Here is a 14,305-nt window from a genome sequence, read left to right on the forward strand (position 1 = left end):
TAAAAATTCAGAAAAGGAAGGGCGATTCTATGCCGTGCTCAATGCTTGGAATTATTAATGCAACTAATGAATTTGACACGTTTAAAAACCTAACTGCTCATCGGTCTCTCGCATCACTTCCGTTTGCCGGCCGATATCGATTAGTCGATTTTATGTTATCAAATATGGTGAACTCAGGCATTACGAATGTGGCTATTTTTACGGGGAAAGAAGTCCGTTCACTGATAGATCATTTAGGATCCGGTAAACAATGGGACTTGGACAGAAAGCGTGATGGTCTGTTTGTCTTTTCTCCTGAGGGCACTTCTAGAATCGAGCGATTTGGTTCCTTTGCCCATTTTGCGAAAAATATTACTTATTTTTTACGAAGTAAACAAAAATACGTAGTAATTACGAATTGCAATACAATCGGGTCTATTGATTTTTGTAAAATATTAGATCATCATATCGAAAATGAAGCAGATATTACTGAGGTTTTTCATAATGGACAATCGCTGCAAACTTACATTTTGGATAAGAATTTATTACTCTCTCTGTTTGAACAATACAAAAATCAAGGATATTACACGATTTTTGATGTTATACATGATAAACGTCATAAATTTAAAATTAATATGTATGAATGGGCTGGCTATATTACCACAATTGACTCTCTCCAAAGCTACTATCAAAATAGTTTAGATTTGCTGCAGCCAACCGTATGGAAGCAGGTTTTTACTAAGAATGAGCCAATCTTTACGAAGGTAAAGGATGAGCCGCCAACACAATATAAAAATGCTGCAAAGGTTACGAACTCGATGATTGCAAATGGTTGTATTATTCAAGGAGAAATAGATAATAGTATTCTTTTCCGTTCGGTTAAAGTTGGAAAAGGAGCTGTGATTCGTAATTCTATTATTATGCAGAAGTGTCAAATAGGAGAGAATTGTATTCTAGATAGTGTAATTTTGGATAAGGATGTCAAGATTGATAATGGTGTACAATTGGTAGGTACGAGAGAGAAACCCTACCTAGTAGAAAAAGGGAAAGTCCAAAAGGGGCGTTGAGAATACGTGAAAGTTTTATTTGCAGTATCAGAGTGTGTTCCGTTTGTCAAAACAGGGGGCCTTGCGGATGTAGCGGGTGCACTTCCTAAGGCGTTAAAAAAGTTAGGGACTGAAGTACGTGTTATTTTACCAAATTACAGTTTAATTCCTGAGAAACTTAAAAATTTATTTCATTTTCAACAAGCGATAAATGTACAGGTAGGATTTCGCAGTCAATACTGCGGTATCCTAACTGCTGAGCATGATGGAATAACCTATCATCTGATTGATAACGAATTTTACTTTTTTCGTGATTCCTTATATGGTCATTATGATGATGGTGAACGATTCTCATTTTTCTCTAAGGCCGTTCTAGAGTGTATTCCGCATCTCGATTTCATTCCAGATGTGATCCATTGCCATGATTGGCATACAGGAATGGTAAATTTTGTATTAGATGCTAATTATCGTCATATACCAATGTATAAGGATATTAAAACAGTCTTTACGATTCACAATTTACAATTTCAAGGGATTTTTCCATATGAGGTGATGAGTGAGCAGCTAGGATTAGGGCATCAATATTTTAATAGTGAACAACTTGAATTTTATGGGAATATTAGCTTTATGAAAGGTGGTATTATTGCATCTGATATTGTAACCACTGTCAGCCCCACATATAAAGAGGAAATTCAAAATCCATATTTTGGGGAAAGACTTGATGGGTTATTACGAAAATATAGTCATAAGCTATTTGGAATTGTAAATGGAATTGATGATACAGCCTATAATCCTAAAATAGATCGTGATATTGCTCTACCTTATGACCTCGAATCCCTAGAAGGCAAAGTGGAAAATAAACAAGAATTACAGCAATATTTTGGGCTGCCAGAAAAAGAAAGTACGCCAATCATTGCCATGGTCACACGCTTAACAAGTCAAAAAGGCTTGGATTTAGTACTCCATGTATTTCAAAATATGATTCAGGAAGATATCCAATTCATAGTGCTTGGTTCAGGAGACCCTACATATGAAAACTTCTTAAAGCAAATGGCACATAAGTATCCGGATAAAGTACGAGTATACTTAGGCTTTAATGAAACGCTGGCACATCAAATTTATGCGGGGGCTGATTTATTTTTAATGCCTTCACAGTTTGAACCCTGTGGATTAGGACAGCTAATTGCCTTACAGTACGGAACAATCCCCATTGTCAGAGAAACCGGTGGCTTAAATGATACCGTCCATTCTTTTAATGAATTTACTGGTAATGGTAACGGCTTCACTTTTAAGAATTTCAACGCCCATGATATGCTCCATACCATTAAAAGAGCCATTTATTTTTATCATCAAAATGAATATTGGACTAACTTAGTAAAAAAGGCAATGGGTCAAGATTATAGTTGGTTGCAATCTGCTAAGGAATATAACGAAATTTATGAGGATTTACTGAAGGACATAAAATAATATACAAAATAAATTATGAAACTAAAGGGAGACCAATGTCAATAAACATAGGTCTCCTTTTTACTTACTAATCATATGCATGTCCTTCAAGAAGATGTTTATACCTTTTCGCGGCAAGGTTATGCTTGATTCTTTTTCCTAACTTTGTTCATAAGAAGCAAGTTAGAAGAATAACATCAATATAGCGTGTTGATTACTATTTGGGAGGAATAAACATGAATGATGTCTTTGAGAAAACTGCTAGATTCGAACACCGATTCTGGCTCCAAATATTAGGTGATCATTCAAGGTTTATATACGAATCGTTAGCCGCCGTTCAAACAGAGGAAATTGAAACGGCTTTAACGTTTATAAGAGAATTTGACACATTACTTGAGCGTACGAAATCCGCAAATTTATGGACATTATCCAGGGAAGCTGAATCCGAAGTTATAAAATTAAGAGAATTTAAATTGGAATTATTAAGAAAACATCTGATTGGAAAAATAAAAATTCACCTTTCACCTACCTTTATAAATCATATGGTAAATGAATTAGAGGAGTATTTAAGAATTTTAGAGCACTTAAAGGCTGGGGAAGTCCCGCCTGTGTATCACGAGCTCCACCATCACCTATTATGGTTATTGGATGCAGCGGGGCATGCAGAAGCAATATCCACCAATTTAGATGGTGTTGAAAAAAAACTTAGAGAAAAAAGTAATTCATATTTGAAGAATTTTGAGAATTTCTACTTAAAATCCGTGGAGCTTGCAGGGTATTTAAGAACCAATTTAGCGTCTTTTCCTGCTTTGGATAAAATGAACTTAGACAGTCAATTAGAAATTAAGTTATTTCAAAACTTTCTACAGGAAATAGAAGAACTTAGACTAAGTAAGCAAGCATTAGGTACCTTTGCCCCCTTAATGGCGGATCATATGTACCGTGAAGAATGTTATTATCTAATGAAGTTAGCAGAATCGACAAAACTTGATCCACCCAACTGTGATCCTGCTAAACCTAGACTAAAAGAATGAAAACTAAGCATCAATAAAAGAGGGGGGGGGAAAGTATCCGCTCTCTTTTGAGTTTCTGTTGCCTTATTAAAAGCAAGTAAACGATTGGATTTGTCGTAAGCTTATTTATTCATTAGTTATTTACCTATCAACTTGTACTTTCGTATAAGTGTATTTATTTTTCAGTAAAACCCCTTCCAGACCTAAAAACGGTGTCATCTAGGCATTTACCTGCATATGGTAAATCAAGTCATACAAATGTTTGAAGGGGGGATCTATTTGTACAGGCAATTTCAAGAACAAACCTTTGTTAATGATACTTATCCTGGAAACTTTATGTTGCTTGACATGAGGAAAGGTGATGTTACAGGTGACGGTATAGCAGATTACGTCTATTTATATGGAAGAAAAAACGGTGAAACTGAAGTCTTCGCTGATCAAATTACACTCGTCATTCAAGACGGGCGTTCGAAACGGATTTCATCTATTAATCTTCAAAATAATGCTGGATACAATGCTCAGCTTTTTCTCGGGGATTTTTCTAATGATAATATATTGGATATTTTGGTAAGTATTGAAACGGGGGGAAGCGGAGGATACGGTATTTTCTATATTTACTCCTATAGAAATAATATCCCTATGCTATTGTTTGATGTTGAAAAATATAATAAAAGTTATAGATTCAAAGTCAATTATGAGGATTTTTATAAAGTGACTGTAGGAAGCCCTTCGTTAGATTTGCTTTTCACCCTAGACATTAGTTACAAAGGTTATGATTATCTATCTGAGCTCTATGATGAAAATGGAAAATTAAAACAGCCAGTTCTGGGCGAGGTTCTTGCAGCAACTGCGTTATATCCCATTGTTACAAATGGAAAAGGAATAAATTATGATTTACTCGTTCTTCAACGGATTATTGGTACATCTAATGCGGATACATTAGGTTATGTCGAAAACCTTTTAACATGGAATGGAACTCAATTTATATCCACATCATTGGCAACAGAGATTTTTGGAACAAAGTTAAGCAGTACGTACTAGTGTCGAGCTGAATTTTTTATCAGCTAGGAGGTAAATGGATGACAAAATTTTTTTCGTTTCATGGAACTGTCACCATGATTACTGACCTTGTAGGTCAAAATGGTACAGGAGAAGGCTGTAATAAATTAATATCTGTAGAAAACGGCACGGGAGCAATTGTGAATTTCGTGGTGTCATCAACGACTTATTTTGTTGACCATGCAATTGTGGCTATAGGAGATCGCGTGACTGGTTATTATGACGGAAATGCACCTGCTATTCTTATTTACCCTCCACAATATCCAGCGCTTGTCATGGTTAAAGATAGCCCATATCAGAATGTAAAAGTTGATTACTTTAATAGTGAATTAGAGAGTAGTGATGGACGGTTACGATTAAATATATCTCCATATACCCAAATACTTTTAACAAATGGGCAACCCTTTACAAGAAACCCCGCGAACAGGGATCTTATTGTCATTTATGGACCAGCCACCAAAAGTATCCCCGCCCAAAGCACACCTTATAGAATTATCGTTTTGTGTTAGGAATGGTAAGAACATTGTACAAGGTTTTTTCCATAATCTATAGTATCAATCCACGAGGGTGTTCATTATGAGAAGTAAAAGGGAAATTCAAGGTCAACCACAAACAATGATTGGTCAAGCATGGACCGGTAGACATGTGATTTTGCTCCATTGTACAAACCATAATCAATTCTTAAATCTTTATAAAAGTTACCATGCTCCAATTGAGCCGCCACGGCAAAATTGTGCAGAAACGTTGTCACAATTACTAAGTATCGGTTATCGCATTATGGCGGTCACTCCCATCTCAGCCAATCATATTCAATATTTTTTGGTCCTAGGAGATTAAGAAAAAAATGAACCCCTTCACGAATGAGGTGGGTTTATTTTTTGTTCTCCAATCTAGGTCCCGAAAATATGTATTGACAAAGTGATTGAATACTACTAAAATTAAAAATTATTTAACAATAATGTAAATTTTAAGATTTGATGATGGTTGAATAATTTTTAGCGGGGATTTTGAACCTTTGGTTCTTCTATTGAAAATTAAATAATAAGCAAGCTATGATTGTTATGGGTCAAACTATAGCAGGAGCAGCTTCTGGAGAGACCGCAGAAATCTGCGGCGCCGAAGGGTTCACAATCTCAGGCAAAAGGACAGAAGAGTACATATTTTATTTGTTATTCTAATAAAAGAGTAATAAATATTATTTGTTATTCTTTTGACCATGAGATTGGAGCTGATCCAGTCTCTTTTTTTATGGTTTTTAACCTTTTGCTCATCAATTCACAACTTGAACTTTACAAAAATAAGGAGGAAATGAAAATGGCACAGCAAGAATTAAAACGAGATTTAAAAGATCGTCATGTACAACTGATTGCGATTGGCGGTACGATTGGGACAGGTTTATTTCTTGGTTCAGGAAGAGCGATCCAGTTAGCAGGGCCATCTATCATATTTGCTTATTTAATCGTCGGTATTGCTTGTTTTTTTGTGATGAGGGCACTTGGGGAACTGCTATTATCGAATGCGGGCTATCAATCATTCACGGATTTTGCGGAAGAATACATTGGACCGTGGGCTGGTTATGTGACAGGATGGACGTATTGGTTTTGTTGGATCATGACCGCCATGGCTGATATTATTGCTGTGGGGGTATATGTGCAATATTGGTTCGATATTCCGCAATGGATACCTGCTTTAATCTGCTTAATTGTATTATTGGGATTAAATTTACTAACCGTAAAGCTATTTGGAGAGTTAGAGTTTTGGTTTGCAATCATCAAAGTAATTACCATTCTAGCTTTAATCGTAATAGGAATCATTTTATTGGTTATTGGATTTCAAACCGATTCGGGAACAGTTTCAATCAAGAATCTCTGGGGACACGGTGGTCTTTTTCCAAATGGGATATCAGGTTTCTTTTTGTCTTTTCAAATGGTTGTTTTTGCATTTGTAGGTGTTGAATTAGTGGGTGTCTCCGCAGCGGAAACATCTAATCCTCGAAGAAATATTCCATCTGCCATTAATAAAATCCCGTTGCGAATTCTATTTTTCTATGTGGGAGCCCTTTTCATTCTTTTATGTATCAATCCTTGGACAGAACTGAATGCAGCTAATAGTCCATTTGTTAAGACGTTTAGCTTAGTAGGTATTCCAATTGCAGCAGGAATTATTAATTTTGTTGTCTTGACATCAGCTGCTTCAGCGTGTAACAGCGGATTATTTTCAACCAGCCGAATATTGTTTAATTTAAGTGGTCATAAACAGGGACCTGCTAAATTTGCTAAATTAAATAAAAACCATGTACCAAGTAACGCATTATTTATTTCCACTCTTGTTCTATCAGCCGGTGCTCTTTTAAGTAAACTGATTCCAGAACAAGCCTTTGGTATCGTGACAACGATCAGTGCGATTTGTTTTATTTGGGTTTGGAGCATCATATTAATTTGTCATTTGCGTTACCGGAAATCACGTCCTGATTTACATGAAAAGTCGATTTTTAAAGCACCGTTCACACCATTTATCAATTATGTCGTCCTAACGTTATTTGCACTCATTCTTATTATTATGCTATTTGCCGAAGCAACTCGTACCGCTTTATTATTAACACCTGTTTGGTTCATTCTTTTATTCATTTTATATTCATTTAAAAAGAAAAAGGGTGTCAGACTGATGTCTCAAAACATACACTCTTCATAATAATGTTTTTTCGATAGTGAGGAGTGTGCGTTATGAAGTTTGAGATGCAAAAGGCGAATTTGCTTGCTGAAAATATTAATGGATTTATAACATATGTTCAAAAAAGTCATATCAATAAAAACAGCAACAGGTTTACACCAGACAAATTGTTTCAAATAAAACTTCTTATAGAAGAGTATAAGTTTCAGATCCTTTCAGATGAATTGTTTAGAATTAATAAGTTTGATTGGGATGAAAAGTATACGTATTATTTAGTGGATCAATTTAAAGAAGGGCTCAAAATTATTGAGGAATACGTAAAAAATAGTTACGATGAATTATTTCTGTTAACTGGCAGACTTTACACGTTAAAGAATCTCAGTGAATCATTTAATAGAAGTGAATAATGTGATGACCTTCTTTCCAAAAGAAAATACTAGTTATTTCTTATTGTCACATGAAAATTATCGTGATACTATTAGATGAAATTAAATTCCTTTAAATTGGTCCAGAGAGGCCAAAAAGGCAAAAGTAAAATTCATGTATACTTTGTTACGTATATGAATGCCCTTTTGTCCTTTGGATGAAAGGGCATTTTATTTTTGCCAACTATCTTTTAATCATAGTCCAGAGAGGCTTGAAAGGAGAACGACAGAAATGGATTATCGCAGAAAAACAGTAGTCGCATCAGTTGCAGGGTTAACATTAGAGGGCATGGATATCATGTTTATCTCCTTTGCCATGTCAATGATTATTGCTCAGTTTAATATTGACATGGTGGCAGGCGGTCTCATTTCTTCTATTACAAATCTAGGAATGCTAGCTGGGGGAGTCATCTTCGGTATATTAGCAGATAAATTTGGGAGAGTTAAAATCTTTACTTACACAATTCTACTATTTGCTATCGGGACCGCATTAACCGGCTTAGCCGAAAATATTGAACAAGTTTACATCTTTCGATTTATTGCCGGCTTAGGTGCAGGAGGGGAATACGGGATCGGTATGGCGCTTGTAGCGGAAGCGTGGCCAAAAAATAAACAAGGACGAGCTTCTTCTTATGTCAGCGTTGGTGCTCAATACGGTGTGATTCTTGCTGCTCTTCTTAGTGCAATCATCCTTCCTTCATGGGGCTGGAGGGGATTGTTTTTCACCGGATTGGTTCCGGTTATCTTCGCCTTTATCGTCAGAAAGAAATTGGATGAATCACCTGAATGGTTGAAAACCCAGAATAAAAAACAACTTGTGCCCAGAGAATGGAAATTAAAGCAATTGTTTGCGACGCCAAGAACCTCAGTAACAACGATTGCTCTAGCGATCATGGCAACTGTCCAAATTGCTGGATATAATGGTTTGATGATTTGGCTTCCATCTATGCTGCAACAATCCCAAGGTTTGTCGGTTTCAAACTCTGCCCTTTGGACGATTAGCACTGCGGCTGGTATGATTGCAGGAATGTTAACCTTTGGACACTTTATCGATCGCTTTGGGATGAAACGCTCATATGGAATCTTCTTATTCGCATCAGCAGTCGCTGTCTTTTTATATGCCTATGCGTCAGGGAGTGCTGGTCTATTAATCGGGGGTGCAATCGTCGGGTTCTTCTCGAATGGTATGTTTGCGGGTTATGGGGCATTAATAAGCAGTTTCTATTCAGTAGAAATTCGAAGCACAGCAACCAACACAATCTTTAACTTTGGACGAGCATTAGGAGGATTATCTCCAATATTAGTAGGATATATCTTGCAGCATGCTAATGTTACGGCAGCAATGGGATATCTCGCACTACTCTACTGTATCTCCTTTATCGCAATGATTAGCTTGAAAAAAGGAAAAACTACTGAAGTACAAGACATTAGCTTATCTAAAGCAGTTTAAAATGAAAGAAGGAAACATTCAGGCATTGGGATTTTAAAATCCAATGCCTTTTTCAACTAGTCTAATAGCAAATTATTCGTTAACATTTACCTTTATATTAGTTGGTCGCCTCCAAACAATTAGACCAGTAAACATAAGATAAAATAACACTGTTTTTTCATAATCTATTTGGATTATAGAAAAACATTGCGGAGAATTGTGTGAATTATTTGTAAAAAGATAATAATAGAGTAATAATGAATTAATAATTACTTACGATGAGAGGATGTATAATCTTTGGAATGGAAAAAAGCTCTGAGAGACCTTCTGCCTGATGAACAAATAAGTGAAAATCCTACCATTTTAGAACATCATAGCAAGGATGAATCGTATCATCAACCTGTAAAACCAGATATCGTGGTTTTCCCTAAAAGTAAAATAGAGATTTCAGAAATTATGAAAATAGCATATAAGTATAAAATACCAGTTGTCCCTTTTGGGGCAGGTTCCAGCCTAGAAGGACATCCAATCCCTGTTTCAGGCGGAATCTCAATGGATTTTCAATTCATGAATCATATCATTGAAGTTAGGGAAAAGGACCTTCTTATAAAGGTGCAACCGGGTGTTACTCGTAAACAATTAAATAAGGCACTCAAAAAGTATGGTCTCTTCTTTCCCGTTGACCCTGGTGCAGATGCGACGATTGGCGGGATGACGAGTACGAATGCCTCAGGTACAACCACTGTTAAATATGGTGCCATGAAAGATGTAGTTAGAGGACTTGAAGTAGTTTTAGCAAATGGGGAAATAGTAAACCTAGGCGGGTTAGCGGCAAAATCTTCTTCAGGATATAATTTAACACCTTTATTTGTTGGCTCAGAAGGAACATTAGGAGTTTTTACTGAAATCACTTTAAAAGTTCTTGGAATTCCGGAAGCGACACTTGCTTGCAGAGCTGTCTTTCCTTCTGTCGATCATGCGATTAAGGCCGCGAATGCTATGGTCTCATCAGGCATCCCCATAGCCCGTATTGAACTTGTAGATGCTCGTTCTATGAAACAAGTAAATATACATAACGAAACTATATACCCTGAGCAGCCAACTCTATTTATGGAGTTCCACGGAAATGAAGAAGGGATAAAGGCAGATGTTAAATTTGCGAAAGAATTAGCAGACTTAGAAGGTTGTTCTCAATTTGAATACGAAACAGACTCTCTGAAAAAAGCGAAGTTGTGGGAGGCACGTCATACCCTTGCATATGCCTTTAAACATGGTTATCCAGCGAAGAAAAATATGAGTACGGACGTGTGTGTACCATTATCTAAGCTTCCGGATGCCATTTCTCATGCAAGTTCGTTACTTGAAGAGTATGGATTGATTGGCGGTATCGTAGGGCATGTAGGAGATGGAAACTTTCATGCATTAATTATGATTGATCCGAAGGACCATGTTGAGTCAGATATGGCACATACTGTTAACCAAAAAATTGTAGAATTTGCGATTGAATGTGGCGGAACAGCTACAGGCGAACATGGAATTGGACTTGGAAAAATTGACTATCTATATAAAGAACATGCTAGTACTATTCATCTAATGAAAATGATAAAAGACCAATTTGATCCACTTGGTATATTAAATCCTGGGAAAATGTTTAAATCAAAGTAGGGCTAATATATTGATATATTCAAAGATTTTACGAATTTTCGGAAATTAGGTTGACATCGTTGGACAAACCGTGATATAAACACAATAAGAAATTTTAGCGCTTAAAAGCATAAAAGTGTGAAATAATATTGAAAAAGTGAAATATACAGGGGGAAATACGATTATGGAACAAAGTAGCAAAATTTTAGACTGTACCATTCGAGATGGAGGGCTAGTTAACAATTGGGACTTTAGTGTCGAATTTGTTCAAGACTTGTATGAAGGTCTAAGTGCTTCAGGTGTTGAATACATGGAGATTGGTTACAAAAATTCTCCTAAACTTCTTAATGCGACCGAGCCAAATCCATGGAGATTTCTTGATGATAACTTCTTGAAGGAAATTATCCCTGTGAAAAAGTTCACCAAGCTATCAGCTCTAGTAGATATTGGGCGTGTAGATCCCAACGATATTCTCCCTCGTGAACAAAGTGTTCTAGATATGATTCGTGTGGCTTGCTATATCCGTGAAGTGGATAAGGGCTTAGAACTTGTCCAGATGTTCCATGATTTGGGTTATGAAACTTCCCTTAACATTATGGCATTATCAAGTGTACCTGAACAACAGCTGATTAAAGCGTTTGAATTGGTGAAGCAAAGCCCTGTTGATGTGGTCTATATTGTTGATTCTTTTGGTAGTCTAGACCCAGTAGATATTGAGCATCAAGTAAAGAAATTCAAAGAGATGATCCCTAACAAACAACTGGGAATCCATACACATAACAATATGCAGTTAGCCTTTGCCAATACTTTAACTGCACTTAGAAATGGGGTTACCTACTTGGATTCGTCTGTATATGGCATGGGCCGGGCAGCAGGTAACTGTAATACAGAACTTCTCGTTAGCTACATCCAAAAATCAAGCTATGAGATTAAACCAGTTCTTGGAGTTATTGAGAAACATATGCTTGAAATGCGTGAAAAGTGGGAGTGGGGCTATATCATTCCTTATATGATTTCAGGTGTACTGAATGAACATCCACGTGTGGCTATGGCTTACCGTGACAGTGCCGACCGTGATAAATTCGTCGATTTTTATGACAAAGTAACATCACCCGAAAGTACAGTGGCTACAACTTTAAAATAGTTTAAATTACTCAATGTACCTCTTTCGTAGGGGTACTTTTTTTATTTTTACTAACGGCAACTTCCACAAAGAAATCTGAGCCTTAAAAGGATATAATGAATTTTGTGCGATTCCACGCAGTTCAATAAGGAGGTATGCCACCTGAAATCCAAAAACATATCGCTACAGATAAAAATATTTGGGCTTGTTCTATTACTAGGGTTATTTTTAATCATTTTGTTAACAGTATTTTTCAGTTATATGGAAAGTAAACAAATAGAGGAAAACAGGGGCAGGATGGCGCTTGAAATTTCAAGAACGGTTTCTTTTATACCCACGATTATTTCTTCGGTTCAGACAAGTGATCCATCCAAAACAATACAGCCTTTAGCAGAGAAGATTCGGAATGAAACCGGTGCAGAGTTTGTTGTCATCGGAAACAAAGAGGGGACAAGATTTTCGCATCCTTTACCATCGATGATTGGTAAGAAAATGAAAGGTGGAGATAACGAGAGGGCAATTAAGCAAGGGGAATATTATGTGTCTAAGGCTAAGGGTTCACTCGGGCCTTCAATAAGAGGGAAATCACCTATTTTTAATAAAAAGGGTGAAGTGATCGGAATCGTTTCTGTAGGTTTTTTGCTTGAAGATGTCCATCAGCAAATTATAAATAATCTTAACAAGGTACTTCTTGTATCTCTTTTCGCATTTTTGGTTTCTCTTTTTGGAAGTATCCTTCTGGGAAAAAATATTCGCAAAGATACCATGGGGCTAGAACCTTTTGAAATTGCTGCACTATATAAAGAAAAGAATGCTGTACTTCATGGAGTGAAAGAAGGGATTTTAGCTATTAATAAAGAGGGATTCATCACGATGATGAATCAGCCTGCTAAAAGACTATTACAAATAAACGGGTCAGTCCGTCATATAAAAGTAGATGGCCTGTTTCCTTCTGATTATTTATATGAAGTTTTAAAATCAGGAAACCCACAAGTTGATAAAGAAATGGTCTGGAAAGATAAAACTGTTATTGTCAACTGTACTCCACTCTTTGAAGAGTCTGGCGTAAGTGGAGTGGTTGCTTCTTTTCGTGATAAAACAGAAATTGAGCAAATGTTAAACACCCTATCAGAAGTAAATAGCTATTCGGAAGATCTTCGTGCGCAAACACATGAATATACCAATAAGTTATATGTGTTATTAGGACTGCTGCAGCTAGGAGAAACCGAACAGGCCATTGAAATGCTCCAATCTGAAACACAGGTGTTGCAATTTCAGAATTCTATTGTTTTTAACCATATCAAAGACACGAAAGTCCAAGCTATTCTGTTAGGAAAATTGGGTAAGGCTTCTGAAAAGAAAATAAAGTTTGAGATCATTTCTGATAGCTTTTTAAAGGAATTGCCATCCCATTTTAAACTTTCGAACTTAATTGTAATTCTTGGAAACCTAATTGACAATGCATTTGAAGCTGTTTATGGTGTGGATTCTCCCACGGTAAAATTCTTCGCTACAGATATTGGCAGTGATATCATATTTGAGATTTCGGATAATGGGAAAGGAATAACTGATGTGGAAATTCCACTCCTTTTTTCAAGAGGGTTTACATCTAAAGAAGGGTCTGAGCCGAGGGGATTTGGCCTATCCAATGCAGAGGATGCTGTGTTGGAAATGAATGGTATGATTGAGGTGCAGAGTACCAAGGAAAGTGGAACTATTTTTACCGTATACCTGCCGAAGGAAATTGAGAGGAGTGAAAAACTTGAATAGGATAAAAGTAGCGATTGCAGAAGATGATTTCCGAATAGCCGATATCCATGAAAAATTTTTAAATAAGTTTAAGGAAATCGAGGTGGTGGGAAAGTCATTAAATGGTGAGCAAACTCTAGACCTGCTAAAGGAGAAAATCCCCGACTTATTGATTCTTGATGTCTATATGCCAGATATGCTAGGGTCTGATTTGCTTCCCATCATTCGAGAGCGTTTCCCAAAGATAAGCATTATTATGGTCACAGCTGCGACTGATAAGATTTTCCTCGAAAAAGCTTTAAGCTACGGAGTAGAAAATTATTTAATTAAACCTGTAAATAGAGAAAGATTTGAAGAAGTGGTCTTAGAATTTATTAAAAAACACTCTATCCTATCGTCAGGCCAAGAGGTTGACCAGAATTATGTTGACCTTCTGTTCGGTAAAAATACGACTGAAAAGTTGGGGAAGGGTACTGGATTACCTAAAGGAATTGATGAAATTACCCTTGAAAAGGTGAAAAACACTCTTCAATTGAAAAACCAGGGTCTTTCTGCTGAAGAAGTGGGAAAGGAAATTGGTGCATCTCGAATTACAGCACGGAGATATCTTGAATATCTTTCCTCTATAAAAGAGGCAAAAGCGGAAGTGGTGTATGGAATTGTCGGGAGGCCAGAGAGAAAATATTATTCTGTTAAGTGAGGATGCTAATTGGCATCCTTTT

13 protein-coding genes and 1 riboswitch are annotated in these 14,305 nt (G+C 36.5%); all 13 genes read left to right on the top strand.

Translation table 11 applies throughout. From position 1 onward, the window contains the following. Positions 1 to 29 precede the first annotated feature (29 nt). The 13 genes from AC4QJR_RS10450 (at position 30) to AC4QJR_RS10510 (ending at position 14,283) form a co-directional block, all read left to right on the top strand. Complete coding sequence (locus AC4QJR_RS10450) at positions 30 to 1,046, top strand: GlgC family sugar phosphate nucleotidyltransferase (RefSeq protein ID WP_098575198.1); 1,017 nt, start codon at positions 30 to 32, stop codon at positions 1,044 to 1,046. Between the two features lie 6 nt (positions 1,047 to 1,052). Then, complete coding sequence (gene glgA / locus AC4QJR_RS10455) at positions 1,053 to 2,492, top strand: glycogen synthase GlgA (protein ID WP_496526109.1); 1,440 nt, start codon at positions 1,053 to 1,055, stop codon at positions 2,490 to 2,492. A 215-nt stretch (positions 2,493 to 2,707) separates the two neighbouring features. Further along, a complete protein-coding gene (locus AC4QJR_RS10460; RefSeq protein WP_496526110.1) occupies positions 2,708 to 3,505 on the top strand; it encodes a DUF2935 domain-containing protein in 798 nt (265 codons plus the stop codon). Between the two features lie 258 nt (positions 3,506 to 3,763). Next, positions 3,764 to 4,525, top strand: coding sequence for a YybI family spore inner coat protein (locus AC4QJR_RS10465; RefSeq protein ID WP_496526111.1), 762 nt, complete (start codon positions 3,764 to 3,766; stop codon positions 4,523 to 4,525). 38 nt (positions 4,526 to 4,563) lie between these two features. Continuing rightward, positions 4,564 to 5,052, top strand: coding sequence for a hypothetical protein (locus AC4QJR_RS10470; protein WP_496526112.1), 489 nt, complete (start codon positions 4,564 to 4,566; stop codon positions 5,050 to 5,052). A gap of 67 nt (positions 5,053 to 5,119) precedes the next feature. Continuing rightward, on the top strand, positions 5,120 to 5,380 hold the full coding sequence (locus AC4QJR_RS10475) for a hypothetical protein (protein WP_496526113.1): 261 nt from the start codon (positions 5,120 to 5,122) through the stop codon (positions 5,378 to 5,380). 242 nt (positions 5,381 to 5,622) lie between these two features. Beyond that, positions 5,623 to 5,702: riboswitch (glycine riboswitch) on the top strand. Positions 5,703 to 5,857: 155 nt separating this feature from the next. After that, positions 5,858 to 7,234: an amino acid permease gene (locus AC4QJR_RS10480; RefSeq protein WP_496526114.1), complete on the top strand. Its 1,377-nt coding sequence runs from the start codon at positions 5,858 to 5,860 to the stop codon at positions 7,232 to 7,234. 32 nt (positions 7,235 to 7,266) lie between these two features. Next, on the top strand, positions 7,267 to 7,620 hold the full coding sequence (locus AC4QJR_RS10485; protein ID WP_098575204.1) for a hypothetical protein: 354 nt from the start codon (positions 7,267 to 7,269) through the stop codon (positions 7,618 to 7,620). A 250-nt stretch (positions 7,621 to 7,870) separates the two neighbouring features. Then, positions 7,871 to 9,088, top strand: a complete 1,218-nt coding sequence (locus AC4QJR_RS10490) for an MFS transporter (protein WP_496526115.1) — start codon at positions 7,871 to 7,873, stop codon at positions 9,086 to 9,088. A 276-nt stretch (positions 9,089 to 9,364) separates the two neighbouring features. Then, positions 9,365 to 10,732: an FAD-binding oxidoreductase gene (locus AC4QJR_RS10495; protein ID WP_496526116.1), complete on the top strand. Its 1,368-nt coding sequence runs from the start codon at positions 9,365 to 9,367 to the stop codon at positions 10,730 to 10,732. Between the two features lie 163 nt (positions 10,733 to 10,895). Next, entirely contained in the window at positions 10,896 to 11,855 is a 960-nt protein-coding gene (locus AC4QJR_RS10500; RefSeq protein ID WP_098575207.1) for an aldolase catalytic domain-containing protein, read from the top strand. A 102-nt stretch (positions 11,856 to 11,957) separates the two neighbouring features. Then, the gene (locus AC4QJR_RS10505; RefSeq protein WP_496526117.1) at positions 11,958 to 13,604 is read left to right on the top strand and encodes an ATP-binding protein; all 1,647 of its coding nucleotides are present in this window, start codon (positions 11,958 to 11,960) and stop codon (positions 13,602 to 13,604) included. Further along, positions 13,597 to 14,283, top strand: coding sequence for a response regulator (locus AC4QJR_RS10510; RefSeq protein WP_251463439.1), 687 nt, complete (start codon positions 13,597 to 13,599; stop codon positions 14,281 to 14,283). The genes AC4QJR_RS10505 and AC4QJR_RS10510 overlap by 8 nt, the downstream gene beginning before the upstream one ends. The last annotated feature ends 22 nt before the right edge of the window (positions 14,284 to 14,305 follow it).

This window comes from Neobacillus sp. BP17, from assembly GCF_059579525.1.